Raw genomic sequence first — 25,672 nt, forward strand, 5'->3', positions numbered from 1 at the left:
GACGGCACGCGATGGTCCTGCACACCGAATCCCGCAAGGACCAGTCCTGCCTGATCGTTGACGGGCCGGACCAGCCGGGCATCGTGGCTGCGGTGGCCGCCCTGGTGACCCGCAACAGGGGAAACATCGTCTCCCTGGACCAGTACTCCAGTGATCCTTCATCGGGTGACTTCTTCCAGCGGGTCGTCTTCAACCGGCCGGACCTGGCCGCCGCGATGCCTGAAATCGAGGCCGACCTCGCCAGGACCCTCACCCCGCTGGGGCTCTCCTGGACCCTGACCGACCGCTCCATCCCCAAGCGCATGGCCATCCTGGTATCCACCTCCGACCACTGCCTGCTGGAACTGCTCTGGCGGCACCGGAGGGGTGAACTGCCCGTGACCATTCCCATGGTGATCTCCAACCACACGAACACGGCCGAGGACGTGCGGGCCTTTGGCGTCCCGTTCTTCCACGTCCCCTCCGCAGGGCCGGACAAGGCAGCAGCGGAGGCCCAGGTCCTGAAGCTGCTGGAGGGCAACGTGGACTTCGTGGTGCTGGCCCGGTACATGCAGATCCTGTCCCCCGGATTCCTGGACGCGGTTTCCGTGCCGCTGATCAATATCCACCACTCCTTCCTGCCTGCGTTCGTGGGCGCCGCGCCCTACCGCAAGGCCAAGGAGCGGGGCGTCAAACTGATCGGCGCCACCTCGCACTACGTGACCAAGGACCTGGACGAAGGGCCCATCATCGAACAGGACGTGGCCCGCGTAACGCACGCGCACTCCGCCCTGGACCTCCAGGCGCGCGGCGCCTACGTGGAACGCGCGGTGCTCTCCCGCGCCGTCCAGTGGCATGCCGAGGACCGGGTCATCCGGCACGGCAACCAGACCATCGTCTTCTGATACCCACCAACAATCCGATACAGAACAAGAGGTTCAACGTGGCACCGAAAAACCTGCAGGAAGTCCTCGACGCGTCGAAAGGGGCGGTTGACCTCCTCCGCAACTCCCAGATCGGCTCCTACATCTACCCGGTGGTCCCGGCCGACTTCCAGAACTGGATCAAGGAGCAAACCGCCTGGCGGCAGACGGCCGTCCTCTACGACCAGTCCCACCACATGGACAACCTGTTCCTGAAGGGCCCGGACGCGATCAAGCTGATCACCGCCACCGCCATCAACTCCACCGCCGCCTTCCCGGTGAACAAAGCCAAGCAATACGTGCCCACCACCGAGTCCGGACACGTCATCGGAGACGGCATCCTCTTCCACGAGGCGGAGGACGAATACGTGTACGTCGGCCGGTCCCCGGCAGCCAACTGGCTGCTCTACCACGGCGAGACTGGCGGCTACCGGGACCTGGACATCACCGTGGACCGGCGCTCACCGTCACGGCCGTACGGCCACCCCGTGACCCGCCAGTACTACCGCTTCCAGATCCAGGGACCCAACGCCTGGCAGGTCATTGAGAAGCTCAACGGCGGCGCACTGGAGCAGCTCAAGTTCTTCAACATGTCCACCATGGCCATCGCCGGGACCACCGTCCGCACCCTGCGGCACGGGATGGCCGGCGCACCGGGCCTGGAAGTGTGGGGCCCGTACGCGGACCACGACCGCATCCGCGACGCCATCGTGGAGGCCGGCGCCGAGTTCGGGCTGGTGCCCGTGGGCTCCCGGGCGTACCCGTCCAACACCCTCGAGTCCGGCTGGATCCCGTCGCCGCTGCCGGCCATCTACACCGGCGAAGCGGAGCGCGGCTACCGCGAATGGCTGCCCGCTGACGGCTACGAAGCCACCGGAACCCTGGCGGGCTCGTTCGTGTCCGGGAACATCGAGGACTACTACCTGACCCCGTGGGAGCTGGGCTACGGCTCGTTCGTCAAGTTCGACCACGACTTCATCGGCCGCGACGCACTCCAGAAGATCGACCCCGCCTCGCAGCGCAAGAAGGTCACCCTGGCCTGGGACGCGGAGGATGTCACCTCCATTTTCGCGTCGCTGTTCAACGTGGACGGACCAAGCTACAAGTTCTTTGACCTGCCCCTGGCAAACTACGGCTCGGCCAACTATGACTCGGTGGTGGACGCCGACGGAACCGTGGTGGGCTACTCGATGTTCACCGGCTACAGCGCCAATGAACGCCGGGCCCTGTCGCTGGCCACCATCGATCCCAACGTACCGGAAGGCACGGAACTGAAGGTCGTGTGGGGTGAGCCCAACGGCGGAACCGCCAAGGCCGCCGTCGAACCCCATGTGCAGACTGAAGTGCGGGCCGTGGTCAGCCCCGTGCCCTACTCCACCGTGGCGCGCGCCACGTATCACGGCGGGTGGCGGACGAACTACCAGTCGGCCTAGGCTGGGGACCCCGGAGTGCGGGGGCGCGGGCGCCCCCGCACCTTCCTTGAGCCCTTGGAGGAGTACCGCATGAGCCTTCGGTACGCGCTGCTTGCGCTGCTGCGTGTGGGCCCGCTGTCTGGCTATGAACTGCAGAAGCAGTTCTCCATGTCGGTGGGGCACGTGTGGCATGCCCCCGATTCCCAGATCTACCCTGAGCTGCGCAAGATGGAAGCGGAGAACCTCATCGAGGGTGAGGAGCAGCCCAGGGGCCAGCGCGCCACCCGCCGGGTCTACCATGTCACGGACGCGGGGAACCAGGCCTTCCTCGAGTGGATGCAGACCCCGTTGGAGTACGCGCGGGTCCGCGATCCCGCCCACCTGCGTGCCGCCTACCTTGAGGCGGCATCCCCGGAGACGGCCAGGGAGTTTTTCCGCCGGCACCAGGAGCAATGGGAGGCCGAGCTCGCCCAATGGGAGGGTGAGCTCCAGCGCATCGCCCAGGTGGACAACCCGATGCTGGTGCGCCGCCTGGCCGTGACCGATCCGGCTGACCGCGAACGGACCATTGCGTTCAAGCGGTTCACCTATGAGGGCCTGGTGGACCGGGCCCACGCGGAGATCGCGTGGGCCCGGCGCGGGCTGGAACTGGTGGACAGCCTGGAATCCCCGGGCGGCGCCAGGCCGGTGCCAAGCGCCGCCCGGAGCTGATCAGCCAAAGTTCTCGGCAGTTGCATAGCCCTTGCCGTTGTACTTCTGCACCACCACCGAGGACACCGCCGGCTGGCCATCCACCGTGGTGTTGACCGACGTACCCTCCAGCATCAGTGGCGCCTTCAGGTCCTTGATGTCCCGCAGCGCCGTCATGAAGCTGTCCCGCGTGGGCTCCTTCATGTTCTGGAACGCCTTCTCAAGGGTGGCCCCCACCATGTAGCTCCACATGCAGTGCGGGAAGGCCGGCATGTCCGGGTAATTCCCGTACTTCTTCAGTTCGTCGAGGAATTTGACGACGTCGGGGTCCTTGGCGAACGCCGGGCTCTGCGGTGCCTTGGCAAAGGACACCGAGTAGATTCCGGGGTAGGCGGAGGCGCCGCCCGGTTCGAGGATCGCCGTGGGGCTGGACGTGTTGGAGGGCAGGAACCAGCTGGGCTTCCAGCCGATCTGCTGCGCCTTTTGCAGTGCCGCGATGGTGAGCGGCGTGATGGACATGGCGTTGAAGAAGACGTCAGCCCCCGAGGAGGCCAGCTGGGTGAGCTGGGCATCCACGGACGTGTCGGTGGCCTCATAGGTCTGCTCCCCCACCACCGAAATGTTGGACGCCCCCTGGATGGCCTCCTTGAAGCCCGAGACGTAGCCCTTGCCGTAGTCATCGTTCTGCGAAAGGATGGCCACCTTGTGCTGCGCACCCGACTTCGCCAGGAGCTTTCCGAACGCGGCACCCTCATTCTGGTAGACGGGCACGAAGCCCAGTTGCCAGGGGCTCTGCTTCCGGTCGCTGAACAGTGGGTCACCGGTCATCACCAGCACCTGCGGGACCTTCTGGCTGATGGCAGCGTCGCGGAATGCCCGGTTGGTGGGCGTCCCCAGGCCGGCGGTGGCGGCAAACACATTGTCGGACACCATCTGCTGGAAGTTAGCCAGGGACTTTTGCGGGTCGTAGGCGTCGTCATAGGACTTGATGTTCACGGTGCGCGTCTTGCCGTCACCAAACTTCACACCGCCCGCGGCGTTCGCGGCCCCGAAGTACGCCGAGACCCCGGCAACCGTGCACTTGCCCGGTCCGGCGGTGGCGCCGCTGAGCGGCGTGGTGATCCCAAGCGTGATCGCCGAGTCCGTGATCCCCGGAGAGGATGCCGAACCGCCGCCCTGGCCGCCGCTGTCACCCCTGCATCCGGACAGGGAGAGCGCGACGGCGGCCGTCACGGCAACGATGCCAAGTACCCCGCCGGGCTTCTTTCTCATCTTCATGGTCCATCTTGCCTCTCTGTTTGTTCATGTCCCTCCAGCGCACTGTCCGGTACCGGACGGTGGGCTGGAGCGGTCTGCTGGGAGGTATCCGCTGCAGGTGCCGCCGGGGAGCCGGCAGCGGTGGAGTGGGCGCCGGTGGAGCGGGCGGCGAAGCGGCCACCAGCGGCGCCGGTCCGGCGGGCCAGCCTGCGGACCACCCTGGGGATGCTGACCAGGCCGCCGGGCAACAGGAACAGCACCGCGAGGAGGATGGCACCCTGGCTGATGGTGGTGAGGTTGGGATCTATGGCGTTGGTGAGTTGCGGAACGAAGACGTAGTAGGCGCCGCCCAGGAGCGAACCCGCGATGCTCCCGGCGCCGCCGATGACCATGGCGGCCACGAGGCTGATGGAATGGCCGAAACTCAGGGTCTCCGGCGAGGTGTACTGCACGGCTGCGAGGTACAGGAAGCCGCTGGCACCGCCGAAGATGGAGGCGATGGTGAAGGCGAGGACCTTGGTCCGGTAGGGCGAAATGCCCATGGAGGCCGCAACAGCCTCGTTTTCCCGGACGGCCGCGAATGCCCGCCCGTACTTGCCCCGGACCAGGCTCCGCGCCAGCAGGAAAGCCGCGGCCGCCACCGCCAGGACGATGTAGAACTGCCATTGGTCGTTGTCCAGGCCGGACCAGTCCGGGGCGTCCGTGAACCGCGCGGAGATCCCCTGCGAGCCGCCGGTAAATTCGGAGAGGCGCTTGGCCAGTGGCACCCCGACGATCGGGAGGGCGATGGTGACCATCGCGATGGCAAGGCCGCCCAGGCGGGCGGCGGCAAGGGCCACCAGCAGTCCCACCACGCCGGCAACGGCGCAGGCGGCGGCGAACACCAGCAGGATGTTCCAGCCATGGTTGACGCCGTACGCGGTGACATAGGCGCCCAGCCCCACGAAGAAGATCTGCCCGAGGTTGACCTGGCCTGTGTAGCCCATGACGATATTCAGCCCGAGCACCGCCACGGCATAGACACCGATGCGGACCAGCGTTTGGTTCGCAAAGGCCGGCAGGGCCAGTGGGGCCACGAGCAGCACTATGGCCACGACGGCGGCGAGGACTATCCGGACCCATGGCCTGCGGGCAGTGGCGGCAACGGCACTCATCAGACCCTCACCACGACCTTTCTGCCGAACAGGCCCTGGGGACGAACGATGAGGATGACGAAGATCAGCGCGAAGGGCACGGCGATCTTGAGGTCGTGGCCGATGAGGGGAATGTACACGGCCACCAGGTTTTCCAGGACACCGATCGCGGACGCCGCTACCACGCAGCCGACGGGGCTGGTCAGGCCGCCGAGGATCACGGCGGCGAGCGCATAGACCAGGGCCGTGTCCAGCATGCCGGGCGTGAGGGTCAGCTGGGGAGCCACGAGGACGCCGGCGATCGCCCCCAGGGTGGCCGCAAGTCCCCATCCCACCATGAGCAGGCGGCCCACCGGCAGGCCGGAAAAAGCGGCCGACGCCGGGTTGTCGGCAACGGCGCGCAGGGCCAGTCCCAGCTTGGTGCGCAGGAAGAGCAGCTGCAGGACCACCATGATCACCACGATGGTCACGGCGGTGGCAAGGGACCTGACGCTGACCACCGCCCCGAGCATTTCAACGCTGGTCAGCGGGAAGAGCGACGGGAACCCCAGGTTGTTGTAGCCCCAAAGGACTGCGCAGATGCCGGTGACCAGGGTGAGCAGGCCGATGGTCACCACCACTGCGGTGTCCGGATCCCCCCGTTCAAACCGCCGGATCAGGAACCGTTCCACCAGTGCGCCGAAGAGGAAGGACAGGACAATGGCAAGGATGATGGCCAGGATGAGCGGCAGGCCGAGTTCCACGAACACGTAGGCGATGTAGGCGGACAGTACCGCCATGCCGCCCTGCGCGAAGTTGATCAGGCCGGTGGCCTGGTTCACCAGCACGATTGCCAGGGCCAGGGCGGCGTAGATGGAGCCGGTGGCGAGGCCGTCAACGACGAGTTGGATGAAGGTTCCCATGCCGGTCAGCCCCCCAGGTAGGCGCGGCGGATTTCGTCCATGCCCTTGAGTTCGGCCGAGGTTCCGGTGAGGACGTTCCGGCCCGTTTCCAGGACCGTGGCGGTGTCCACCAAGGAGAATGCGAGGTTCGCATTCTGTTCCACCACCAGCATGGCGATCCCGGACTCGAGCCGCAGCCGGCGGATGGCCTGGTAGACCGCCTTGGCAGTGCTGGGCGCAAGCCCCAGCGAGGCTTCGTCCAAAAGCAGCAGTTTGGGTTTGGCCATGAAGGCGCGGCCCACCGCGAGCATCTGTTGTTCGCCGCCGGACAGTGCCGCCGCCCGCGAGCCCACCCGGTCCTGCAGCTGCGGGAACAGGTCAAGGCAGTAGTCGATGTCCCCGGCGATGGCCTTCCGGTCTTTGCGCAGGTAGGAGCCCACCATCAGGTTCTCGCGCACGCTGAGCTGGCCCAGTGTGCCCCGGCCCTCGGGCACGTGGGCTATGCCCAGCGCGGCCACCTGGTCCGGCCGGAGGCCCCGGATGTCCCGGCCATCGAACCTGATCCGTCCACCGGTCCTGACGCTGCCGCTGATGGCGCGGAGCGTGGTGGTCTTGCCCGCCCCGTTCGCGCCCAGGATGCCCACGGACCCGCCGTCCGGCACGCTGAGCGAGACCCCGTCCAGGACCTGCACGGGCCCGTAGGACGCTGTCACGTCCGTGAGTTCAAGCAGCGTCATCCGCGGCGTCCCTCCCAATGTAGGCCTCGATGACGCGGGGATCGGACTGGGCCTCCGCCGCGGTTCCCGACATCAGCTTCCGTCCGTGGTCCAGGACCACCACCTGGTCGGTGAGCGCGGAGATGAGTCCCATGTGGTGCTCCACGATGATGATGGTGACGTCCTGCTCGGCGCGGAGGCGCTTCACGGTGGCGATGAGTTGTTCGACTTCCCCGTGGGAGAGCCCGGCTGCCGGCTCGTCGAGAAGAAGCAGGGCGGGCCTGGAAAGAAGGGCCCGCCACAGCTCGATGCCTTTATGCAGCCCGTGGGAGAGTTCGTCGGCTGGCACATCCGCCGCCCAGCCCAGCCCGGCCTTGGCAAGGAGTTCGAGCGCCTCGTTACGGACAGCGCGCTCGGCCCGGACGGTGTAAGGCATCCTCAGCGCCCAGGAGACCGGGCCGCCGGGGAGCCGTGTGTGCCCTCCGAGGAGCACGTTCTGCAGCACTGTGGTGTTTAGCTGGAGCGCAGGATGCTGGAAGGTGCGCGCAAGTCCAAGGCGGGCCATCCGGGAAGGGGCACTGCCGGAAACCTCGGTCCCGTCGATGGAAATCGATCCGGAGCTTGGCCGGTAATGGCCGCTGATGCAGTTGAACAGGGAGGTCTTGCCGGCACCGTTGGGGCCCACCAGGCCGAAGATCACGCCGGGCTCGACGTCGAAGCTGACGTCCTGCAGCACCTTGACCCCGCCGAAGTGCAGGCTGACGTCCTTGAGGCTCAGGCTCGCGGCCACCCTGTACCTTCCTGTCGCATCATCGCTAGGAATGGGTGCAGTTGATCACCACTGCACGAAACCGACGGTACGGATCGCGGACGAAATTGTCAACGATTTTGGAATCGTTTGGCGGTCAGGACTCCAGGCGCGGCTCAGCCACCCGCCACGGACTGGATTACCAGCACTTCCTGGCCGGGTTGGACCTCGGTGTCCAGGCCCTGCAGCCGCCGCACTTCGTCGCCGCCCACATAGATGTTCACGAATCTGCGCAGGGCCCCGGTTTCATCGCGGAGCCGCCGGCCCAGCACGGCATAGTCCGAGGCCACCGCATCAAGCAGGTGTGCCACCGTCACCGGCCCGTCGGCCCGGGTGGACAGGACGGACTGCCCGCCGGCCAGCGGCTGCAGGACACCGGGAAGCAGCAGCGAGATCTCAGGCACCGGCCACCACTGCCGCCCGGACGCAGAGGACGTCCGGGAGGTGCGACGCCACTTCCGTGAAAGTCTCCCCTTCGTCCGCGCTCGCGTAGACCGTCCCGCCCCGGGTACCGAAGTAGACGCCGGCGGGTTCGGCGGTGTCCACCGAGGCGGCGTCCCTGAGCACACTGTTGTACTCCTGCCCGGGGAGCCCGGTGCTGAGCCGCTTCCAGCTGTTCCCGGCGTCGTCCGTGCGGTGGACGGCGAGCTTTCCGTCGGGAGGAATGCGTTCGCCGTCGGCCTTCAGCGGAACAACCCAGGCGGTGCCGTCCCGGCGCGGATGCGTCAGCATCACGAAGCCGAAGTCCGCGGGCAGGCCCTCCGCGATGGAGTTCCAGCTGTCGGCATTGTCGTCTGTCCGGTAGACGCCGTGGTGGTTCTGGGCGTAGAGGCGTCCTTCCACCACAGCATCGGCGGCGATCTTGTGGACGCACTGGCCGAACTCGGGGTTGGGGTCCGGCATGAAGTAGGCCGAGATGCCCTTGTTGCGCGCCTCCCAGGACGTTCCGCCGTCGAGCGAGCGGTACACGCCGCCGGTGCTCATGGCGACGTGCACAGTTTGACCCGCAGGGTCCACCACGATGGAATGTGCCGCCGCACCGCCATAGCCGGCTCCCCATTCACTGCGGTGCGGGTGGTCCCACAGGCCCCGGTTCAACTCGAAGTGCTCGCCGCCGTCCGTGGACTTCCAGACGGAGATGGGCTCGGCGCCGGCCCACACCACTCCGGGACGGGACTCGGCGTCCGGGTAGATCTGCCACACACGGTCCAGGGCGGCGCCGGTGTCCTCGGGAAACGTGATGGCGCCATGCTCCGGCTCGGACCAGGTGGCGCCCAGGTCATCGGAGTGTGCAACCGTGGGCCCCCAGTGCGGGCTGCGGACGCCCACCAGGATGCGGGTGCGGCCCTCCCTGGTATCGATTCCGATGCTGGGGATTTCAGCCATGAGGAAATGCGGGCCGGTGAAGGACCACTCCCGCCTGTCCCGGCTTGTGGCGAGCCACAGCCCTTTCTTGGTGCCGATTGCCAGGAGGAATGATTCTGCCGCCGTTGCCATGCGGACCATGCAACCACCGCAGTGGCCAAGGCGCAACGGGTTCAGGCCCCCTTCGGCTCCCTGAACTGCCGGCGGGCGGGATCAGTCCACGAATTCCGACTGGGTCTCGATGAAGTCCCAGTCTGCGGCGGTCAGCACTGCAGCGGGATTGCCGGGATGCGGACCGCCCGCCTCCGCGATCCCCTGGAGCACCGGAAGCGGCAGTTCCTCTGAATGGAGGTTTTGCCGCAGCCACTCCTTGCTGGCGAGGTCCAGGTCCAGCCACCACATGAAGATTTCCACGATTCCCCCTCCTTGCTTCACTTAAAACGTTAGGCGCGGCCCACCCGGCGGACAAGGTCCCGGCGCGGAAGCAGGTGGCGCGGCCCGGGTTTAGGGTACTGGCAGGTAACTTGGCCGGCCGGCCCCGGGGAAAGACGAGTACCCCCTACTGGCGACTGCCCCGGGCGGCGCCCCTAGCCTGAAATCTCAAGGCAAGCTGACCGTGCTGCTGGGGCATACGGCGCCACCGCTGGCACGTCCCCGCCATGGTCCGTTTCACACATATGGGGAGAAATCATGAAACGCACCTTAGCCACACTGGGGGTGGTTGGGCTCGGCCTGATCAGCCTCACGGCGCCCGCCATGGCCGCGGGGGAGAAAGTCACCGTTTGCCACAGCGACGGCAGCACCTGGGCACCTTTGGAATTCAGCATCAACGGGCTGGGCGGCCACGACCAGCATCCGCTGGACATCATTCCGCCGACGTCCAATACACCGGGCAAGAACTGGACCAGCGCCGGAAAGGCACTCTACGTCGCCAAGTGCGCGCCGCTGCCGCCCGGCGAGGTGCTCGATCCCGTGGATCCGCCCGTCGTCGTCGACCCTCCCGTAAGCCCTCCCGCCACGCCGCCCGCCGAGGAACCCCCGGTGGTGGCGCCTCCTACGGAGCAGCCGCCCGTGGTGACCCCGCCGGCCCAGGAGACGCCCGTCGTCGTCGACCAGCCCGCGGAACAACCCGTGGTGCAGCCTCCGGCGGAAACCCCTGTAGCGGAAACCCCTGCGGTGGTGCCGCCGGCCGCGGTGGCCCCGGCAGCTGTACCCGCCCAGGCAACGCCTGCCCAGCAGGCCGCGGCTCCGAAGGCAGCCCCCGCCGCAGCGGCCGCCAGTGTGGGGACCAACCAGGGCTACAACGCCCAGACGGCTGTGGGTTCCGTTGACGGCGCGCCCGGCTGGCTTGCAGGTGTGGGAGCGCTGGCCGCCGCGGGAGCAGCAGTGGCAGTACGCCGCCGGCCACGTCCGCTGCACACCGCCGGCTAGCCCGGCATCCGCCACTTCCCGTGGCTTCCCGACAAGGAAGGCGTCCTGCCAGTGCCCGGCAGGGCGCCTTCCTTCCCATCCAGCCCAACCCTTAAGGAATGCCATGCCACAGGGGAACGCCAAGCGACAGGACCGACGCCGGCACGCAGGGCCCGGGCGAAGCATCACCAGGCGGCAGTCGTGGCGGCGGTGGAACCGGGGCGACCTGGCCATCCTTTGTTGCGGCATCCTCGCCTTCCTGTCCTTTACGGTTGGCGCTCCCCTGTTCCACCCGGCTCCGCTGCTGGCCGCCGGCAGCGTCTCCGCTTCGGCCCGCAGCGTTCCCGTTGCCGCCGGGTCCCCTGCCGCCGGACCCCTCGGTGCCGCGGCTCCCATTGCGGAAACCGGCGTGCCACAGCCGCCAGCCGCGGCCGCCCAGGCTCCGGCCCCACCGGCGGCGGACGCACCTGACCTTCCGCCGGCCGCCCCGCCCCTGCACATCCGCTACCCGGCAGCCGCCTTCGACGTAGCCGTCCAACCCCTGGACCTGGACGGCGAAGCCCAGTCCAGCCGCACCATAGAGCCCCCTGCCACCAAGGACGGGTACTGGCTCACGGCCTTCGGCATCCCCGGAAAGGGCTCCGGCAACACCACCTACGTCATCGGCCACAGCTGGGAGGGCGCGGACGCCCCCTTCAACCATTTGAGCTCGGCGGCCGCCGTTGGCGACCTGCTGGATGTCCAGACTCCGGCCGGAACCATCAGCTATCACGTGGACAGCGTCACGACCTACCTGAAGTCCGGCCTCAAGGACAGCCCGGTCTGGGACATGGTGCCCAACCGGCTGGTCCTCATCAGCTGCTACACAGAGGATCCGTGGGGCAAGAACGTCGTGGTCACCGCCTCCCCCGCCGTTCCCTAGCACCGCACCCCGTTTTCCCGGGACGAGCCCGGGCCTAACTTAACTGTTCAGGCGGCCTTGGGCGGGCGGACAATGGGCAGCATGACGTGGGAACATTTCGACGGGGCCCCGCTGCTGGTGGGGATCATGCCCAAACAGCACCCGGAGGTCATCCAGACCGCGGCCGTCCTGGCTGCCCGGCTGGGCGCCCCCCTGGTCTGCGCGTACGTGGATGAAGCCAGCTACCTCGTGGAGTGGGACCCGGCCCGCTCCGCCCACCGCCTTTCCCGCCACCCGGACGCTGATGACAACATGCTGGAACTCGCAACGGAGCTGAAAGCAGTGGTCCAGGCCACCGTGGACAAGCTGCCCGGCGGCAGCCCCCCAGAGTGGTCCTTCCGCACCCTTACGGGAGACGCGGCCCGTGCACTGGGGCAGCTGGCCGCGGAAGTGGATGCCCCCATGATCATCGTGGGAACCTCGGAACGTGGATTGTCCCATCGCCTCTCCGAGGCTTTGGGCGGGTCCGTTGGGTCTTGGCTCAGCCACCATCAAAGCCGGCCGGTGCTGGTGGTTCCCTACCGGATGCCGGCCCATGAGGACCGGCCATGACCGGCGCAGCCGGGGCAAAATGCCTCCGTTCCGGACGTGATTAAAGTAAAGCGAAAGTAGTTATTCGCGGTGCTGGCGCAGCCCCGTACCAGCCAGTAAGCTGATTCAAGCAAGGCCGATCCACCCAGGTGGAAGCCGGAATTGCCCAAAAGCTGCTCCGGAGTGCGTATCCCCCAATAACGCACTCCGGAGCTTTTTTGTGCCCTGACGGACCGGGGACCTGCGCCTGCCCCAGCATCCCTGCGCATACCCCCAGGGGGTACTTGCGCTGATACCCCCAAGGGGTATATGTTGGCTCCATGAACGCTATCGAAAAAGCCGTTGCGGCCGCCGAACAGCCGGCCGGGGAGGATGGCGCTGCCCCGCAGCACGGGTACACGGGAAACAAGGACGCGTACCTGCGGCGCCTGAAGCGCATTGAGGGCCAGGTGCGGGGCATTGCCCGGATGGTGGATGAGGACAAGTACTGCATCGACATCCTCACCCAGGTTGCCGCCGTCACCAAGGCCCTGCACGCCGTCAGCCTTGGGCTGGTCGAGGAACACATCGGCCACTGCGTAGTGGGGGCGGCCTCCGAGCCGGACCCCGACGCACGCGCAGAAGCCATCGATGCCAAGGTAAAGGAAGCTGCCGACGCAATCGGCCGGCTGCTTCGCTGACACAACCTTTCGCTGACACACCCTCACACCAACCCGGCCACCGCCGGCACCACATGAAGGAGCAAGCCATGAGCACCACCTCCCCCACCACCACAACCATCAGCGTCTCGGGCATGACCTGCGGACACTGCGTGTCGGCAGTCAGCGAAGAACTCGAAGCCCTTGAAGGCGTTGAAGCAGTGAGCGTGGACCTGAACGCCGGCGGCATTTCCACCGTCACCGTCACTTCAGCCACGGAACTCTCCCCCGCGGAAATCGGCGAAGCCGTAGCCGAAGCCGGCTACCTGGTGGTTGCCAACGAAGCCTAGAAACCCTTCCACTACCGGAAAGCTGACAATGAGCCACCAGGAACTGCTCCACCCGCCGGGCACCCGCGTCGTCGAACTCGACATCGAAGGGATGACCTGCGCGTCCTGCGTCAACCGCGTGGAAAAGAAGCTTGTCAAGCTCGACGGCGTGGCTGCAACGGTCAACCTGCCACTCGAGTCGGCCTACGTCACGGTCCCGGACGGTGTCACCGACGAACAGCTGGTGGATACGGTTAACGCGGCCGGCTACAAGGCACATGTGCGCCAGCAGCGCCCTACGGGCCCGGAAGCCGGGGCCGCGGCTGAACCCGCCCCAATCCCCGCGTCCCTGCTGCGCCCGCGCCTCATCCTTGCGGCGGTCCTGACCGTCCCGGTGTTCCTGGTCAGCATGGTCCCGGCGTTCCAGTTCGCCAACTGGGGCTGGGTGGCGGCGGTGCTGGCGCTGCCGGTGGTCACGTGGGCTGCGTGGCCCTTCCACCGCGCGGCGGCCATCAACGCGCGGCACTTCGCTTCCACCATGGACACCCTGGTGTCCCTCGGGGTGGCGTCAGCGTACCTGTTCTCGGCCTGGGAGCTGCTGGCCGATCCGCGCATGACTGAGCACCCTGGCATGGAGGGCATGTCCGGCGGCCTGTACTTCGAGGTGGCGGCCGTCGTCACCACCTTCCTGCTCCTGGGCCGGCACCTGGAGGCCAACGCCAAGCAGAAGGCCGGCGACGCCCTCCAGGCCCTGTTGAACCTGGGTGCCAAGGATGCCACGGTCCTGCGCAACGGCAACGAAGAGAAGATCCCCGCCGACCTGCTGCAGGTGGGCGACGTCCTGGTGGTCCGCCCTGGAGAGAAGATCGCCACCGACGGCGTGGTGGTGGACGGCGCCTCGGCCGTTGACGCCTCACTGGTGACGGGTGAATCAGTCCCCGTGGAGGTGGGGCCGGACAGCCGTGTCACCGGCGCCACCATCAACACGTCCGGCCGCCTGCTGGTCCGCGCTACCCGGGTTGGTTCCGAAACCACCCTTGCCCAGATGGCGCGGCTGGTGTCACAGGCCCAGACCGGCAAGGCACCGATTGCACGGCTCGCGGACCGGATCAGTGCGGTCTTCGTACCGGTGGTCCTGGCACTGGCGGTCGTGACGTTCGTGCTCTGGCTCCTCCTCGCCGGCCCGGCCGCTGACGGCGACCACCTTCGGCAGGCGTTTACGGCCGCCGTCGCCGTGCTCGTCATTGCCTGCCCCTGCGCACTCGGCCTGGCCACGCCCGTGGGCCTGCTGACGGGCACCGGCCGCGGCGCGCAGCTGGGCATCCTGATCAAGGGCCCGCAGGTCCTTGAAGACACCCGCACCGTGGACACCATCCTGCTGGACAAGACAGGCACGGTCACCACCGGCGTCCTGGCCGTGGACGCCACGGCAGCATTCGCGGGTTTCCAGGACCAGGACGTCCTCCGGCTGGCCGGAGCCGTAGAGGCAGCCTCCGAGCACCCGGTGGCCCGCGCCATCGCTGCCGCAGCCGCCGCGGCCCCGTCCACGGGCGCCACGGACGACGCCGGCACGTTGCCTTCCGTGCAGGGGTTCAGTTCCGCGCCGGGCGGCGGAGTGTCGGGAACCGTTGAGGGCAGGGCCGTGATGGCCGGGCGGCGCGGCTGGCTGGAGCAGAACGGGATCGTCCTGGACGCCGGCCAGCGGGCCACGCTCGGATCGGCGGAAGCGGGCGGCGCAACGGCGATCTGCGTCGCCGTGGACGGGAAAGCCGCCGGAATCATCAGCCTCAGGGACACCGTCAAGGCGGGGTCCGCGGCCGCCGTCGACCGGTTGAAGGAACTGGGCCTGCGGCCCATCCTGCTGACCGGTGACAACGCCGCCGTGGCCGCCCAGGTGGCCGCCGCCGTCGGCATCGCTCCGGACGATGTCTACGCCGGCATCCTGCCGGAAGGAAAGGTCGAGGCAGTCCGGAAGCTTCAGGCCGGCGGTGCCACGGTGGCCATGGCCGGGGACGGCGTCAATGACGCTGCGGCGCTGGCGCAGGCCGACTTGGGAATTGCGATGGGGTCGGGCACGGATGTGGCCATCGAAGCCGCGGACCTGACAGTGATGGGCAACGACCTCGCCCAGGTGGCGCAGGCCATTGAGCTGTCCCGGAAGACCCTGGGCACCATCAAGACCAACTTGTTCTGGGCGTTCTTCTACAACGCGGTGGGCATCCCGGTGGCCGCCCTGGGGCTGCTCAATCCGATGATTGCCGGCGCCGCCATGGCCGCCAGCTCGGTCCTGGTGGTGACCAACTCGCTGCGGCTGCGGAGCTTCGGCAAGTAACCGCAGCCCCGGCAGGCAGCCGCAGCCTGGGCAATCAGCAGCAGGGGCTTAGGCCGCGCCGTACCGCACCGCGGTACGCGCCTTGGCCTTGGCCGCTTCCGCGTCCCGGTCCTTGGGCGGCGCCTGCGTTACCAGCGCATCCAGCAGGTGCTGCGTGATGTGCGCGATCTCATGCACGGCGTCGTCAAAGGCCTCCTGGTTTACCTTGGACGGCTTGGTGCTGCCGCTGATCTTGCGGACGTACTGCAGCGCGGCCGCGTGCACTTCCTCGGACGTGGCATGTGGCTCGAAGTTATGGAGGGTTCGGATATTCCGGCACATAACGCCATGCTAGGCTCTTCCAACGCCTGGGATCGACCCTTTTTTCATGGTCTTCACCCGGCGTCCATGGGGAGCCCGGCATGGGCAGGGCTGCCCATCGACACTGTTTGGGGGCCGGGATAGGTTTTAGGCAATGGATCTTCCGGATGAGCCGGGGGGCCGCTGGGGATGCCGATCTGGTTCGGATCCACACCTAACAAGGAGAAACTGATGGCTATTTGGGGTGCAGACGTTGAGCAGCTTCGCCAGCTCGGCAGCAAGCTTCAGGCAGGTGCGTCCGAGATCGAGACGCAGAAGTCCACTCTCACGAAGGTTCTGAGCAGCACCAACTGGGAAGGTCCGGACGCCACCAAGTTCCGCAACGAGTGGTCCGGTACCCACACCGCCATGCTGACCAAGGTTGCCGAGGCACTGAAGGAAGCCGGCTCACAGGCCAAGCGCAACGCCGAAGAGCAGAGCCAGGCCTCCCACTAGGCTTTACCGCCAACAGGCGGGGGCAGGGACACCACCAGGTGTCCCTGCCCTTTTGTGTTTGCCCACGACGACGGCGCGCGCGTGCTTAAGGGACGGGCTCGACGTCGTTCGCGTGCTCCAGCGGCGACGCCTGGACATTCATACCCGCTTCGCCTGCGGAGGCGCGAAGCTCGTCAAGCCGGACCAGGATCACACCGCCGACAATCAGGACTCCCCCGAGGAGCTGGATGGCGCCGGGAAGTTCCCCGAGCAGCAGCCACGCCCACAGGACGGCGAACAGGACCTCGGTGAGCGAGACGAAGGATGCCACTTTGGAACCGAGGGCGCGGGCGGCCATGACGCCGGAAACGTAGGCCAAAACGGTGGCCAGCACCACCAGCCCGGCCAGGGACACCCACCACGGCGTGGTCCAGGGTCCAAGCGTGGTGTCCGCGGTGCTGAAGGCCATGGGCAGCAGGCCGGTGGCGGCCGCAAGCCACATCACGGCAGCGCCCGTCATGAGCCCCCCTGACGCCAGCACGATGGGAGGCAGGGTGTCGTTTTCCTTGGCCGTGATGAAGAAGTAGATGGCCAGGCAAACGGCGGCCGCCATCCCCCAAAGGACCCCCACCAGATCCACCTTGACGGCTCCCGTGAGGTCCAGGACCAGCACCAGCCCGGCCAGGGACAGCAGTGTCCCCCCGGAGGTCAGCAGCCGGGGGTGCCGCCGGCTCGCGGCCCAGAGCCACAGGACGATGATCACCGGGGCCAGGTACTCCAGCAGGAGTGCCACGCCCACGGACAGCCGTGCCACGGCATTGAAGTAGAACAACTGGCAGGCCGCCACGCCAATGAGCCCGAACAGCACGATGGTGAGCCAATTGTCCCTCAGCTGATGCCAGCGGCCCTTGAGCGCGACGGCAGCCGGCAGCGCAAGGATCAGGGCTGCACCCGTCAGGCGGGCGGTGACGGCAGCTCCCGGCGACCAGCCGGTCTCCAGCAATGACTTGGCAAAGGAGCCGGACAGGCCGAAGACCGCGGAGGAGAACAGCGCAATCCCCAGCCCGGATGCCAGGAAGCCGGGGCGACCGGCGGGCAGCTCGGTGGTGGGGAGGTGGTTTTTGGCGGCAGGCACCGTCGCCTCCTGTCAGGAGTAAAGTGGGGTAATGCTCATGACATTACGCCCGGGCACTGTAAGGAGTCAACATGGTTTTCGCCCCTGACACCGAAGTGGCGCTGCGGACAGTGGTGAACCTCATCAATACGGCCGCGAATGGCAGGGAGGGGCTGTCCTCGGTTGCGGACCTGGATGCCTTCCTGGCCGCCGAGGGATTTTCCGGGGGGCGGGCCCGGGATGCCGCGGAGCTGGAAAGTGTGCGGCAGCTGCGCCGTGAACTGGCAGCGGTGTGGACAGCGGATGAGGATGCCGCCGTTGACACCGTCAACCGGCTCCTGCGGGACGCGAACGCACTGCCCCAGCTGATGAAGCACGACGGCTGGGACTGGCATCTGCATGCGACGGCACCGGAGGCTCCCCTGGCGGACCGGATGAGTACCGAGGCGGCCATGGCGCTGGCAGACGTGATTCGCGGCAAAGAGATGGAGCGGCTGCGCACCTGCGAATCCGAGGACTGCGATGCCGCCGTGCTGGATCTGAGCCGCAACCGGTCAAAGCGGTATTGCGACACGGGGAACTGCGCCAACCGGGCCCACGTTGCGGCCTACCGGGCCAGGCAGGCGGCCGCGAACTAGCAGGCCGGCGCGGCCCGCGTTCCGTTGTGCGCCGCTTTGGCCCTAGCGCTGGGGCGTGCCGTCGGCGCCGTCGCCGGATGCCGGCGGGTTCTGACTGCCCGGAGCACCGAAGCCGTGGCCGGACCCTCCGTGGGGGGATGCCTTGGGCGCCGAGCTCAGGTTCACGCCCGAACCCTTGCCCAGGTGTTCGGCGTTCTCCTTGTAGCTCATCGAGAGCATGGCCGCGATCACCAGGGTCACGATAAAGGCGATGCCGGCCGCCGTGAAGGCGAGGTCGAAGCGGGGCGCCCGGGCACTTCCCCCGGAGGCGAAGATCAGCACTGCAACGAAGGCGACGACGGCCCAGAAGGCCGAAAACATCAGCGGCCCCTTCACCGAGGTCCGCAGCTTGCGCGGTTTTCCTTGATGCTGGTCAGCCACGGTGGTTCCTCCCTGCAGGCGGCGCACGGCCGGCCTGGTGTACGAATTGCGGTTTCGCACCCGATTTTCTACAGAAAGTAGAAGGGCGCTCCTCCTAGTTTACGGCTTTCCTGCGCCGCCCCGGGCATCGTGCCGCAGCGTCAGGCCGGACAACACCCACAGGACACCGGAAATGATCGCCCCTCCACCGGCCACGCCCAGCAGAGCGTGGGCGCCGAGGTTGATGAAGAACGGCAGCAGCACCGCTGTTCCAATCCCGATGATCCCGGACGCTATCCAGTCGCGCGCCAGGACGTGACGGCCTCTGTGCCGCAAGCCGCAGGCAAGCTCGAGGACACCGGCCACACCGAGGCCCAGGGCGGCAATCACCCCGAACACCAGGTCGCTGTGCAGCAGGAGCACCACCACGCCTGCGCCGGCGGAGGAGGCCCCGGCGAAGGACAACATTTTCCCCGGCGCCGACTTCTGCGCGATCCCTGCCGCGGGGATGGCGCGGAGGGAAACCACGCCGGTGGCCAGGAGATAGAGGCCGCCGGCCCAGCCCATGACCTCCACGGAAGGCGAAGTCCAAAACACCGTCACGGCACCGAATGCCAGGGCAGCAGCCGAGCGCAGCAGGACCGGCTTCCAGAGGTCGTTACGGGGGGCAGTTCCCGCGGCAGCGCCGGCAGGGGTGGATGGTTGCGTCACCGGTCCAGTTTAGTGGGGGCTGCCGGAAGGTCGAACCGGGCACTGCGCCCGGGCACAGCAAAGCTGTTCAGGCGGAGCCCAGGACCATCCAGCGGTCGGACCGGGCGCGCACGCCCAGCGTGAGTGCCCGCGCAGCCATGTACCCCACGCCGAAAGCGGCCCACAGCCAGCCCAGCCCTGCGGCGCCGGTGGCACCAGAGATTGCCACCCAGGCCAGCAGCGGCACGTAGACGGCGATGTTCACCAGCCCGGCAAGGGCGAGGTACCGGGCGTCCCCCGCGCCGATCAGCACCCCGTCCAGGACGAAGACGTAGCCGGCGATGGGCTGCCCGGCAGCCAGGACCCAGAGGGCGACCGTGAGCGCCGACTGCACCTGGGGATCCGGGGTGAACAGGGCCCCCGCCCAAGGGGCAACCACGGCCAGCAGCAGGCCCGTCACCACGCCGAACCCCGCGCCCCATCTGATCATGGTGCCGGTCAGGAGCCTGGCCCTGCCGGCATTCGAAGCGCCCAACTCCTTCCCGATGAGCGCCTGCGCGGCGATGGCCAGGGCATCCAGGGCGAACGCCAGGAAGGAAAAAATGGTCATGGCCAGCTGGTGGGCGGCGAGGTTGACCTCACCCTGGGCCGTCACCACCAGCACCGTGGCCAGGATGGCTGCCCGCAGGCTGAGCGTGCGCAGCATGAGCCAGGATCCGACGCGGGTCATGCTGCGGATCCCCCGCCAGCTGGGCAGCAGGCTTACGCCGTGGCGTACGGCGTTCCGGCGCACCATCACCACATAGACCGCAGCCATGGCCCATTGGGCGACGCTGGTGCCGATCGCCGAGCCGGCCACGGACAAGCCCAGGCCATAGACCAGCCACAAGTTCAGCACAATGTTCACACCGAATCCGGCCGTCGCCACCACCAGCGGGGTCCGGGTGTCCTGCAGCCCGCGCAGCACACCGGTGCCGGCGAAGATCAGCAGCATCGCCACCAGGCCCGGCATGGACCAGCGGAAATAGTCGATGGCAAACGTACGGGCACTGCCTTCCGCGCCCAACAGGTCGATGAGCGGTTCGGCCGCGGCGAACCCGGCCACCGCCAACAGTACGCCGAGGAGGGCTGCCAGCCACACGCCGTCGCGCCCTGCCGCCAGCGCCTTGCCCAGCTGCCCTTCGCCGATGGCACGCGCCACGGCGGGCGTCGTGGAGTAGGCCAGGAAGACCATCAGTCCGACGGCGGTCTGCAGCACGGCTGATGCCAGCCCCACCCCCGCGAGCTGGGCGACGCCGAGATGCCCCACGATGGCGGAGTCAGCCACCAGGAAAAGGGGTTCAGCCACCAGCGCCCCGAACGCAGGGACTGCGAGGCGGAGAATCTCGCGGGCAGGGGCGCGGGTGCCGGCCGCGGCGGCAAGGGCAGGTTGTTGGGGCACGTTGCCAGCTTAACCGCGCCTGCCGGCCGGAACGCGTCCGGCATGACAAACCCCACAATCAGGGCAACTTAGTTGACACTTCAACTATATATGGGGAACAGTGGAAGGCATGAACAAGCAAGCACTGACCACGACCGCCCTTGCCGCCCTCCGCATCATCCTTGGCTTCCTCTTCGCAGCCCACGGCTGGCAGAAGTTCAATGAATGGACCATCGCCGGCACCCAGGCTTCCTTCGCCAAGATGGGCGTTCCGGCCGCCGACGTCATGGCCCCTGCCATTGCGGTCCTGGAACTTGCCGGCGGTATTGCCCTGATCCTGGGGATCCTCACCCGCGTGGTGGCCGCCCTCCTCGTCCTGGACATGCTGGGCGCCCTGTTCCTGGTGCACGCGCCTGCCGGCGTGTTCGCGGCAAACGGAGGCTACGAACTCGTGCTGCTGCTGGCCGCGGCATCCTTCGCCCTGGCCCTCACCGGAGCCGGCCGGCTCTCCCTGGACCGCGCCCTCTTCGGCCGCCGCCCGGAGTCCCGCCTGGCGGTCCTCGCCTAGCAGCTCCCGCATGACCCGAACGACGGCGGCAAGGCACCCACGGTGCCCTGCCGCCGTCGGACTTTTAAGCTGCGCCCTGGCTTTGTTGCAGCGCCAACCGGCCGGTAACCGGGGCCGCCAGTAGGATCGCAGCATGACTGAGACCGGCCGTCCCAACTCCGTAACCCTCCGCTTCCTCGCCGCTCCCACCGACGTTGGGCACAGCGGCTCGGTGGATGCCGGCACGGTGCTCGAGTGGGTGGACAAGGCCGCCTACGCCGCAGCGGTGGGGTGGGCCAAGTCCTACTGCGTAACCGCCTATGTGGGAAACATCCACTTCGCCGATCCCGTCAACAGCGGGGACATGGTGGAGGTGGAAGCGACCATCGTCTATACCGGCCGGTCCTCCATGCACATCCACACCGTGGTCTCTTCCGGGGATCCGAAAGGCGGCCCGGCCACGATGCGCAGCCAGTGCATGGTGATCTTCGTGGCGGTCGGGGCGGACGGCAAGCCCATCCCGGTGCAGCAGTTTGAACCATCCAGCCCTGCCGAGATCGAGCAACGGGACCACGCGCTGGCCCGGATCAAGGTCCGTGAGCAGATTGTGGAAGCTATGAACCGGCAGGAATATACGGACGCGGGCACGGCCGAACGCGTGACGCTGCGGTTCATGGCCGCCCCGACCGACGTGAACTGGGGCGGCAAGGTCCACGGCGGCATCGTCATGAAGTGGATCGACGAAGCCGCGTACGTCTGCGCCTCCCGCTACTGTGGCCGGGACACCGTGGCGGTCTTCTCCGGCGGCGTGCGCTTCTACCGGCCCCTGCTGATTGGCCACGTTGTGGAGGTGGAGGCACGGCTGGTGTACACGGGGACCAAAGGCATGCACATCGCGGTCCACGTCCGTTCCGGCGATCCCAAGGGCCGGGAGTTGAACCTCACCACCTATTGCCTCACCGTGATGGTGGCGCGCGACGACGACGGGAACTCGGTGCCCGTCCCGGCATGGGTGCCGGTCAGCGAGGAAGACAAGCGGCTCCACGCCCATGCCCGCGAACTCCTCGAAATCCGGGGCACGGCACCGGGGAACCGCCTGCCGAACCACCTTCTCGCCCCAGCGGGACCTGCCGGCAGCGCCCCGTCCCGCTCCGGGAGCGAAGGCTCCTAGAAGCCGCCACCGCCGCCGGCGTCGCCCGCCATATTGGCAAAGCGGGAGTAGTGGCCCTGGAATGCCACCACAATGTCCTTGGTGGGGCCGTTACGGTGCTTGGCCACCAGGATGTCCGCCTCCCCGGCGCGGGGCGATTCCTTGTCATATACGTCTTCGCGGTGGAGCAGGATGACCATGTCGGCATCCTGCTCGATGGAACCGGACTCACGGAGGTCCGACACCATGGGGCGCTTGTCCTGGCGCTGTTCCGATCCACGGTTCAGCTGGGACAGGGCGATCACGGGAACCTGGAGTTCCTTGGCGAGGAGCTTCAGCGCACGCGAGAACTCGGAGACTTCCTGCTGGCGGGACTCCACCTTCTTGCCCGAGCTCATGAGCTGCAGGTAGTCGAGGATAACCAGCTTGAGGTCATGCTGCTGCTTGAGCCGGCGGCACTTGGCCCGGATTTCCATCAGGGACATGTTCGGGCTGTCATCGATGAACAGCGGGGCATCGTTCATCCTGCCCATGGTGGTGGCAATCTTGGACCACTGCTCGTCCTTGATGGTTCCCTTGCGGAGGTCCTGGAGCCCAATGGTGGCTTCGGCGGACAGGAGGCGCATGGCGATCTCGTTCCGGCCCATTTCCAGGGAGAACATGACCGTGGAGAGGTTGTTCTTGATGGCCGCGGACCGGGCGAAGTCCAGGGCGAACGTTGACTTACCAACGGCGGGGCGCGCAGCGATGACGATCATCTGTCCGGGGTGGAGCCCGTGGGTCAGCTCATCGAGTTCGTAGAACCCGGTAGGGACACCGGTCATGCCCTCCCCGCGGTGGCCGGACGCCTCTATTTCGTCCACCGTGGACTCCATGACGTCCTTCAACACCACGTAGTCCTCGGCGGTGCGGCGTTCAGCCACGGCGTAAACCTCCGCCTGGGCCTGGTTGACCAGGTCCTCCACCTCGCCGTCGGAGCCATAGCCCAGCTGGACGATCTTGGTGCCGGCGTTCACCAGGCGGCGAAGCACCGCACGTTCGGCCACGATCTCGGCATAGTAGCCGGCGTTGGCTGCAGTGGGCACGGTCTGGATGAGCTCGTGCAGGTAGGCCGGGCCGCCGATCCTGTTGATCTCGGCACGCTTGGTCAGTTCATCGGACACCGTAACGGCGTCCGCAGGCTCCCCGCGGCCGTAGAGGTCGATGATGGCCTCATAGATGGTCTCGTGCGCCGGGCGGTAGAAGTCCTGGCCGCGGAGGATTTCAACAACATCCGCGATGGCGTCCTTGGAGAGCATCATGCCGCCCAGGACCGATTGTTCGGCGGCGATGTCCTGTGGCGGCTTCCGGCTCGCGTCCGATCCACGGGTTGCCTCAACAGGGTCCAGATGCGCGATTGACAAAGCTGCCGTCCTCCATTTGTTCCGGGCGTTCGGCCCGGTGATCCATCCTGTTCACGGCCTCCGACAACCGGATCCGCCACCCATCCAGGTCTACCCGCAGGCCCTGACAATCAAGCTCCGGGGTCCGGAAACCAGCTCCGGGCCGGAGTTATCCCCAATATCCACAGCTTTTCCACAGAGAGACGTGGGAGGCGGCGCGAAGAGCCCCGAAAACCGAACTGGGGGCCCTGTTTCGACTGTGGAGAACAGGTACCCCGCTACGCTAGCCCCCACGGCGCCACCCGCAAAGCCGGCAAGACGCACGTTCTGTGGATAACCTGTGCAGTATGCGGCATAGCTTGTGCACAGCCTGTGGGGAACTCTGTGGATACCAAATTTTTTTGGCCCGCTTTCCGCGTCTGACCTGCGAAAACAGGATTGCCGGCTTGTGGAGTAAATATTTCCTCCAAGGAATTTCATCCACAGGCGCTGAAGGGGATATGCAGCGGCAGGAGGGTTGCAGGGTCCCCGGAGCGTGCCTCTCCGCGGGCTCGTGGTGCTCCTCATATTCCATGCCGAAAGTTTGACTGCCGAGCGCCCGGCCCTGTATGCGCACAGTTGAATATTGCTGTGGATAAACCCAATCTGGATTAAGCTCTACATATGGGCGATCTCCTGCTGGTGCTGTTGCCGGCGATAGCTTTAGTGGCGCTCATCTGGGGCATTGCCACCGCGTTACGGCCCCGTGATGCGGGAACGTCGGAAGCCGACAAATACCAGCGCGAGCTTGCCGAGCGCTCGGCACGCCACTACGCAGCCCAGGTCCAGGCTGCCACCGCCGCCCGGGCCCGCCTGGCGGCGGCCACCCACCCCAGCCAGAACGCCCAGCAGCACAACCAGCAGCAGGAACATATCCGGGCGGGTGGCCAGCAAAGCAACGGCACCTGGCAACGGCCAGGAAGTACAAAGAACGGCTCATGAAAATGGAATCCCTTATGGTCCCCGTCCTAATCCTGCTCGCGGTGGTTGCGGCGGTCCTGGTGGCATACAGCGCCGCCCGCAGGCGCAAAGCAGCACACGGCGCGGCCCCGTCCCAGCCCGGCGCCACACCCCAGGAACTGGCCCGGACAGCTGCCGGGCGCCTGACGGAGGAGCAGCACCGGCGGATCTATGCCCTGATCGCGCAAGGCCAGGCCATGGCCGCCATCAAGCTGTACTACGAAGTCACCGGTGAGGGGCTGCGGGCTTCGCGCGACGCGGTGGGCGCGTTGGCGGCACACCCCCAGCCCTACCTGAGCGAGGAGCCCGCACAGGTCATCGAGGAGGACGACGACGAGCCGCAGCGGTTCCCGTACCGCTACCGGGCGATCGCCAGCAAAGGCGACGTGACCCGGGAAGTCAGCAGCAACATGCTCAATGACGAGATCTACGGGAGGATCCGCACGCTGGCCCGGAGCGGCGACACCGAGGCGGCGGCCACGGCGCTGACGCGGCACTCCGATATCTCGCTGAAGCAGGCGCGGGAATTCATCGCGCTGCTGGACGACTAGCGGGATCCGGAAATACCGGCCAGCAACTGCTCGAATGGGAGGGATTCCAGCGGGGCGGACTTCCGGCCCGGCTGAAGCCCCTCCAGCAGGCGGGTGAACTCGCCGGCGGCACGTTCGATCCGGTCCGCGAGGGATGCCCCGCCTTCCTCGGCGGTTCCCCAGTCCTGGGGCCCGGCGAAGACGCCGGTGGCCGCAATGCGCGTCCGAAGGTAGCTGAACAGAGGCCGCAGAGCGTAGTCCAGCACCATCTGGTGCCGGTCCGTTCCGCCGGTGGCGCCCAGCAGGACTGCCTTGCCGTCCAGCGACTTGGGATCCAGGACGTCGATGAAGGACTTGAAGAGACCACTGTAGGAGGCGCTGAAGACCGGGGTCACGGCTATGATTCCGTCCGATGCCTCCACCCCCGCGATGACGTCCGCCAGCCTCGGAGCGGCGTAGCCGGTGACGAAGTTGTTGGCGATGTCCACGGCCAGGTCGCGGAGCTCGACGACGTCCACCGCCACCTGGTAGCCGCCTGCCTCAAGCTGCCTCGTGGCGGCCGCCGAAAGCTGGTCGGCCAGCAGCCGGCTCGATGAGGGTACGCCAAGTCCTGCGGAGAGGACGGTGATGCGGCGGGTTTCCATGGCATTCTCCTGGTGCTCGT

The 25,672-nt window shown here is 67.2% G+C and carries 30 protein-coding genes; 15 read left to right on the plus strand and 15 right to left on the minus strand.

Features of this window, described 5'->3' with window-relative positions:
• Positions 1-11: 11 nt before the first annotated feature.
• The 3 genes from purU (at position 12) to VIK36_RS21305 (ending at position 3,025) form a co-directional block, all read left to right on the plus strand.
• Positions 12-884: a formyltetrahydrofolate deformylase gene (gene purU / locus VIK36_RS21295; protein ID WP_324643562.1), complete on the plus strand. Its 873-nt coding sequence runs from the start codon at positions 12-14 to the stop codon at positions 882-884.
• A 38-nt stretch (positions 885-922) separates the two neighbouring features.
• Positions 923-2,335 (plus strand): vanillate/3-O-methylgallate O-demethylase, encoded by a 1,413-nt coding sequence (gene ligM / locus VIK36_RS21300; RefSeq protein WP_324643563.1) that lies wholly within the window; start codon positions 923-925, stop codon positions 2,333-2,335.
• Positions 2,336-2,404: 69 nt separating this feature from the next.
• On the plus strand, positions 2,405-3,025 hold the full coding sequence (locus VIK36_RS21305) for a helix-turn-helix transcriptional regulator (protein WP_324643564.1): 621 nt from the start codon (positions 2,405-2,407) through the stop codon (positions 3,023-3,025).
• Here VIK36_RS21305 and VIK36_RS21310 read toward each other — a convergent pair whose 3' ends face one another.
• The 8 genes from VIK36_RS21310 to VIK36_RS21345 form a co-directional block, all read right to left on the minus strand.
• A complete protein-coding gene (locus VIK36_RS21310) occupies positions 3,026-4,276 on the minus strand; it encodes an ABC transporter substrate-binding protein (protein WP_255173759.1) in 1,251 nt (416 codons plus the stop codon).
• 2 nt (positions 4,277-4,278) lie between these two features.
• The gene (locus tag VIK36_RS21315; protein ID WP_324643565.1) at positions 4,279-5,415 is read right to left on the minus strand and encodes a branched-chain amino acid ABC transporter permease; all 1,137 of its coding nucleotides are present in this window, start codon (positions 5,413-5,415) and stop codon (positions 4,279-4,281) included.
• Positions 5,415-6,296: a branched-chain amino acid ABC transporter permease gene (locus VIK36_RS21320; RefSeq protein WP_324643566.1), complete on the minus strand. Its 882-nt coding sequence runs from the start codon at positions 6,294-6,296 to the stop codon at positions 5,415-5,417. Before VIK36_RS21320 ends, VIK36_RS21315 begins: the two co-directional genes overlap by 1 nt.
• A 5-nt stretch (positions 6,297-6,301) precedes the next feature.
• Positions 6,302-7,012 (minus strand): ABC transporter ATP-binding protein, encoded by a 711-nt coding sequence (locus VIK36_RS21325; protein ID WP_255173762.1) that lies wholly within the window; start codon positions 7,010-7,012, stop codon positions 6,302-6,304.
• Positions 6,999-7,781: an ABC transporter ATP-binding protein gene (locus VIK36_RS21330; protein ID WP_255173763.1), complete on the minus strand. Its 783-nt coding sequence runs from the start codon at positions 7,779-7,781 to the stop codon at positions 6,999-7,001. Before VIK36_RS21330 ends, VIK36_RS21325 begins: the two co-directional genes overlap by 14 nt.
• Positions 7,782-7,915: 134 nt before the next feature.
• On the minus strand, positions 7,916-8,203 hold the full coding sequence (locus tag VIK36_RS21335) for a MoaD/ThiS family protein (protein WP_255173764.1): 288 nt from the start codon (positions 8,201-8,203) through the stop codon (positions 7,916-7,918).
• The gene (locus VIK36_RS21340) at positions 8,196-9,305 is read right to left on the minus strand and encodes an exo-alpha-sialidase (RefSeq protein ID WP_324643567.1); all 1,110 of its coding nucleotides are present in this window, start codon (positions 9,303-9,305) and stop codon (positions 8,196-8,198) included. Before VIK36_RS21340 ends, VIK36_RS21335 begins: the two co-directional genes overlap by 8 nt.
• Before the next feature lie 72 nt (positions 9,306-9,377).
• A complete protein-coding gene (locus VIK36_RS21345; protein WP_159629526.1) occupies positions 9,378-9,578 on the minus strand; it encodes a hypothetical protein in 201 nt (66 codons plus the stop codon).
• Positions 9,579-9,854: 276 nt separating this feature from the next.
• Here VIK36_RS21345 and VIK36_RS21350 point away from each other — a divergent pair, with 276 nt between their 5' ends.
• The 6 genes from VIK36_RS21350 (at position 9,855) to VIK36_RS21375 (ending at position 15,365) form a co-directional block, all read left to right on the plus strand.
• Positions 9,855-10,595 (plus strand): hypothetical protein, encoded by a 741-nt coding sequence (locus VIK36_RS21350; protein ID WP_324643569.1) that lies wholly within the window; start codon positions 9,855-9,857, stop codon positions 10,593-10,595.
• A 103-nt stretch (positions 10,596-10,698) separates the two neighbouring features.
• Positions 10,699-11,496 carry a class F sortase gene (locus VIK36_RS21355; RefSeq protein WP_324643570.1) on the plus strand — a complete coding sequence of 266 codons (798 nt, stop codon included), beginning with the start codon at positions 10,699-10,701 and terminating at the stop codon, positions 11,494-11,496.
• A gap of 81 nt (positions 11,497-11,577) precedes the next feature.
• On the plus strand, positions 11,578-12,087 hold the full coding sequence (locus VIK36_RS21360) for a universal stress protein (RefSeq protein WP_324643571.1): 510 nt from the start codon (positions 11,578-11,580) through the stop codon (positions 12,085-12,087).
• Positions 12,088-12,386: 299 nt separating this feature from the next.
• The gene (locus VIK36_RS21365) at positions 12,387-12,746 is read left to right on the plus strand and encodes a metal-sensitive transcriptional regulator (RefSeq protein WP_324643572.1); all 360 of its coding nucleotides are present in this window, start codon (positions 12,387-12,389) and stop codon (positions 12,744-12,746) included.
• Positions 12,747-12,814: 68 nt separating this feature from the next.
• Entirely contained in the window at positions 12,815-13,054 is a 240-nt protein-coding gene (locus VIK36_RS21370; RefSeq protein ID WP_324643573.1) for a heavy-metal-associated domain-containing protein, read from the plus strand.
• Between the two features lie 28 nt (positions 13,055-13,082).
• On the plus strand, positions 13,083-15,365 hold the full coding sequence (locus VIK36_RS21375) for a heavy metal translocating P-type ATPase (RefSeq protein WP_324643575.1): 2,283 nt from the start codon (positions 13,083-13,085) through the stop codon (positions 15,363-15,365).
• A gap of 48 nt (positions 15,366-15,413) precedes the next feature.
• On the opposite strand, the gene VIK36_RS21380 is transcribed toward VIK36_RS21375, so the two are convergent.
• On the minus strand, positions 15,414-15,686 hold the full coding sequence (locus VIK36_RS21380; RefSeq protein ID WP_324643576.1) for a DUF2277 domain-containing protein: 273 nt from the start codon (positions 15,684-15,686) through the stop codon (positions 15,414-15,416).
• A gap of 210 nt (positions 15,687-15,896) precedes the next feature.
• Here VIK36_RS21380 and VIK36_RS21385 point away from each other — a divergent pair, with 210 nt between their 5' ends.
• Positions 15,897-16,160: a WXG100 family type VII secretion target gene (locus tag VIK36_RS21385; RefSeq protein ID WP_110545130.1), complete on the plus strand. Its 264-nt coding sequence runs from the start codon at positions 15,897-15,899 to the stop codon at positions 16,158-16,160.
• Positions 16,161-16,245: 85 nt separating this feature from the next.
• On the opposite strand, the gene VIK36_RS21390 is transcribed toward VIK36_RS21385, so the two are convergent.
• On the minus strand, positions 16,246-17,274 hold the full coding sequence (locus tag VIK36_RS21390; protein ID WP_324643578.1) for a DMT family transporter: 1,029 nt from the start codon (positions 17,272-17,274) through the stop codon (positions 16,246-16,248).
• 71 nt (positions 17,275-17,345) lie between these two features.
• Here VIK36_RS21390 and VIK36_RS21395 point away from each other — a divergent pair, with 71 nt between their 5' ends.
• Complete coding sequence (locus VIK36_RS21395) at positions 17,346-17,891, plus strand: CGNR zinc finger domain-containing protein (RefSeq protein ID WP_324643579.1); 546 nt, start codon at positions 17,346-17,348, stop codon at positions 17,889-17,891.
• 42 nt (positions 17,892-17,933) lie between these two features.
• Here the strand turns inward: VIK36_RS21395 and VIK36_RS21400 are convergent, their stop codons facing one another.
• The 3 genes from VIK36_RS21400 to VIK36_RS21410 all read right to left on the minus strand — a co-directional run bounded on the left by VIK36_RS21400 (position 17,934) and on the right by VIK36_RS21410 (position 20,421).
• Complete coding sequence (locus tag VIK36_RS21400; RefSeq protein WP_224023856.1) at positions 17,934-18,311, minus strand: hypothetical protein; 378 nt, start codon at positions 18,309-18,311, stop codon at positions 17,934-17,936.
• Positions 18,312-18,410: 99 nt separating this feature from the next.
• Positions 18,411-19,001: a hypothetical protein gene (locus VIK36_RS21405; RefSeq protein WP_324643580.1), complete on the minus strand. Its 591-nt coding sequence runs from the start codon at positions 18,999-19,001 to the stop codon at positions 18,411-18,413.
• 67 nt (positions 19,002-19,068) lie between these two features.
• Positions 19,069-20,421 (minus strand): MATE family efflux transporter, encoded by a 1,353-nt coding sequence (locus VIK36_RS21410; RefSeq protein WP_324643582.1) that lies wholly within the window; start codon positions 20,419-20,421, stop codon positions 19,069-19,071.
• A gap of 109 nt (positions 20,422-20,530) precedes the next feature.
• Here VIK36_RS21410 and VIK36_RS21415 point away from each other — a divergent pair, with 109 nt between their 5' ends.
• Positions 20,531-20,968 (plus strand): DoxX family protein, encoded by a 438-nt coding sequence (locus tag VIK36_RS21415; RefSeq protein WP_224023859.1) that lies wholly within the window; start codon positions 20,531-20,533, stop codon positions 20,966-20,968.
• 133 nt (positions 20,969-21,101) lie between these two features.
• On the plus strand, positions 21,102-22,118 hold the full coding sequence (locus VIK36_RS21420; RefSeq protein ID WP_324643583.1) for an acyl-CoA thioesterase: 1,017 nt from the start codon (positions 21,102-21,104) through the stop codon (positions 22,116-22,118).
• On the opposite strand, the gene dnaB is transcribed toward VIK36_RS21420, so the two are convergent.
• Entirely contained in the window at positions 22,115-23,500 is a 1,386-nt protein-coding gene (gene dnaB / locus VIK36_RS21425) for a replicative DNA helicase (protein WP_159629496.1), read from the minus strand. The genes VIK36_RS21420 and dnaB overlap by 4 nt on opposite strands.
• 642 nt (positions 23,501-24,142) lie before the next feature.
• Here dnaB and VIK36_RS21430 point away from each other — a divergent pair.
• Together VIK36_RS21430 and VIK36_RS21435 are read left to right on the plus strand one after the other, a co-directional pair.
• Positions 24,143-24,460, plus strand: coding sequence for a hypothetical protein (locus tag VIK36_RS21430; protein ID WP_324643584.1), 318 nt, complete (start codon positions 24,143-24,145; stop codon positions 24,458-24,460).
• 2 nt (positions 24,461-24,462) lie between these two features.
• The gene (locus tag VIK36_RS21435; RefSeq protein ID WP_324645331.1) at positions 24,463-25,029 is read left to right on the plus strand and encodes a hypothetical protein; all 567 of its coding nucleotides are present in this window, start codon (positions 24,463-24,465) and stop codon (positions 25,027-25,029) included.
• Here VIK36_RS21435 and VIK36_RS21440 read toward each other — a convergent pair.
• Complete coding sequence (locus VIK36_RS21440) at positions 25,026-25,652, minus strand: FMN reductase (protein WP_324645332.1); 627 nt, start codon at positions 25,650-25,652, stop codon at positions 25,026-25,028. The genes VIK36_RS21435 and VIK36_RS21440 overlap by 4 nt on opposite strands.
• Positions 25,653-25,672 lie beyond the last annotated feature (20 nt).

The organism is Pseudarthrobacter sp. LT1 (genome assembly GCF_035621795.1).
In the GTDB taxonomy this organism is placed as follows: Bacteria; Actinomycetota; Actinomycetes; order Actinomycetales; family Micrococcaceae; genus Arthrobacter.

Bases quoted from the DNA above. Each gene is read 5' to 3' on its own strand.
- VIK36_RS21375 (WP_324643575.1), top strand. From the start codon at position 13,083: ATGAGCCACCAGGAACTGCTCCACCCGCCGGGCACCCGCGTCGTCGAA.
- VIK36_RS21440 (WP_324645332.1), bottom strand. From the start codon at position 25,652: ATGGAAACCCGCCGCATCACCGTCCTCTCCGCAGGACTTGGCGTACCC.
- VIK36_RS21415 (WP_224023859.1), top strand. From the start codon at position 20,531: ATGAACAAGCAAGCACTGACCACGACCGCCCTTGCCGCCCTCCGCATC.
- VIK36_RS21380 (WP_324643576.1), bottom strand. From the start codon at position 15,686: ATGTGCCGGAATATCCGAACCCTCCATAACTTCGAGCCACATGCCACG.
- VIK36_RS21325 (WP_255173762.1), bottom strand. From the start codon at position 7,012: ATGACGCTGCTTGAACTCACGGACGTGACAGCGTCCTACGGGCCCGTG.
- VIK36_RS21340 (WP_324643567.1), bottom strand. From the start codon at position 9,305: ATGGTCCGCATGGCAACGGCGGCAGAATCATTCCTCCTGGCAATCGGC.
- VIK36_RS21355 (WP_324643570.1), top strand. From the start codon at position 10,699: ATGCCACAGGGGAACGCCAAGCGACAGGACCGACGCCGGCACGCAGGG.
- VIK36_RS21385 (WP_110545130.1), top strand. From the start codon at position 15,897: ATGGCTATTTGGGGTGCAGACGTTGAGCAGCTTCGCCAGCTCGGCAGC.
- VIK36_RS21360 (WP_324643571.1), top strand. From the start codon at position 11,578: ATGACGTGGGAACATTTCGACGGGGCCCCGCTGCTGGTGGGGATCATG.
- purU (WP_324643562.1), top strand. From the start codon at position 12: ATGGTCCTGCACACCGAATCCCGCAAGGACCAGTCCTGCCTGATCGTT.
- VIK36_RS21365 (WP_324643572.1), top strand. From the start codon at position 12,387: ATGAACGCTATCGAAAAAGCCGTTGCGGCCGCCGAACAGCCGGCCGGG.
- VIK36_RS21305 (WP_324643564.1), top strand. From the start codon at position 2,405: ATGAGCCTTCGGTACGCGCTGCTTGCGCTGCTGCGTGTGGGCCCGCTG.
- VIK36_RS21430 (WP_324643584.1), top strand. From the start codon at position 24,143: ATGGGCGATCTCCTGCTGGTGCTGTTGCCGGCGATAGCTTTAGTGGCG.
- VIK36_RS21435 (WP_324645331.1), top strand. From the start codon at position 24,463: ATGGAATCCCTTATGGTCCCCGTCCTAATCCTGCTCGCGGTGGTTGCG.
- VIK36_RS21350 (WP_324643569.1), top strand. From the start codon at position 9,855: ATGAAACGCACCTTAGCCACACTGGGGGTGGTTGGGCTCGGCCTGATC.
- VIK36_RS21370 (WP_324643573.1), top strand. From the start codon at position 12,815: ATGAGCACCACCTCCCCCACCACCACAACCATCAGCGTCTCGGGCATG.
- VIK36_RS21395 (WP_324643579.1), top strand. From the start codon at position 17,346: ATGGTTTTCGCCCCTGACACCGAAGTGGCGCTGCGGACAGTGGTGAAC.
- VIK36_RS21310 (WP_255173759.1), bottom strand. From the start codon at position 4,276: ATGAGAAAGAAGCCCGGCGGGGTACTTGGCATCGTTGCCGTGACGGCC.
- VIK36_RS21320 (WP_324643566.1), bottom strand. From the start codon at position 6,296: ATGGGAACCTTCATCCAACTCGTCGTTGACGGCCTCGCCACCGGCTCC.
- VIK36_RS21420 (WP_324643583.1), top strand. From the start codon at position 21,102: ATGACTGAGACCGGCCGTCCCAACTCCGTAACCCTCCGCTTCCTCGCC.
- VIK36_RS21315 (WP_324643565.1), bottom strand. From the start codon at position 5,415: ATGAGTGCCGTTGCCGCCACTGCCCGCAGGCCATGGGTCCGGATAGTC.